Here is a 678-nt window from a genome sequence, read left to right as displayed (position 1 = left end):
CTTGTCGGTCTGCTCCATAGCCATATCACTGTTACCTGTGCGGTACTTGACGCTGTCGTACATCTTACGGGCCATTGCGTCAAGACTGGCTGGGATGCGGGATAGCTCTGGGGACTGGGAGTTGTTCTTCAGGGACGCCCACGCCTTGTCGTCCTCGTACTGCATCTCTTTGGTGAGACTGCGTCGGGAACGGTCAGCGTCGATGAGTATCTGTGGGTCAATCCCCTGCTTGTCCATCATGTCCATCGTCAGGAACAAGTCCGCCTTGTCCGGGTACAGTGCAGCGAAGAGGTCCGGGTCAGTGTTACGCATGGTGCGCAGCTTGTTCAACGCCGTGGTGTCATCAGGTAACTTACCGTTAATCACAGCGGCAGACCACTCAGACCCAGCGTCGGTTACCATCTGGCCCACAACGGTACGGAAGGCTCCACCATCTGAGTCCGCCCGTAGGTAGCTCAGCTTCATGCGGTCCTTCTGTTGCTCCGTGAGCTGCATCTGGTCAATCTCGGCCAGCTTACCGTTCGCATAATTCACCATGTCACTGTGGGTGAACTCTCCGGTGTTCTCATTGGTCGGCATGTCCTTGTAGCTGGTGGACACGTACTGCCCGCCGATACGCTTGGTGAACTGCTGGTCAATCACTTGGTTCTTGTTGATGGTCTTCTGCCGCTTGTCCAT

At 55.9% G+C, this 678-nt stretch carries 1 protein-coding gene; it reads right to left on the bottom strand.

The window, feature by feature from the left end; translation table 11 throughout:
- A partial coding sequence (locus HGP29_RS28370; RefSeq protein WP_211093463.1) for a hypothetical protein occupies positions 1–678 on the bottom strand: 678 nt, incomplete at both ends.

Origin of the sequence: Flammeovirga agarivorans, from assembly GCF_012641475.1 — a bacterium.
GTDB lineage: Bacteria > Bacteroidota > Bacteroidia > Cytophagales > Flammeovirgaceae > Flammeovirga > Flammeovirga agarivorans.
Note: the sequence above shows the minus strand (reverse complement) of the source record. Positions and strands in the feature narration are given on the sequence as shown.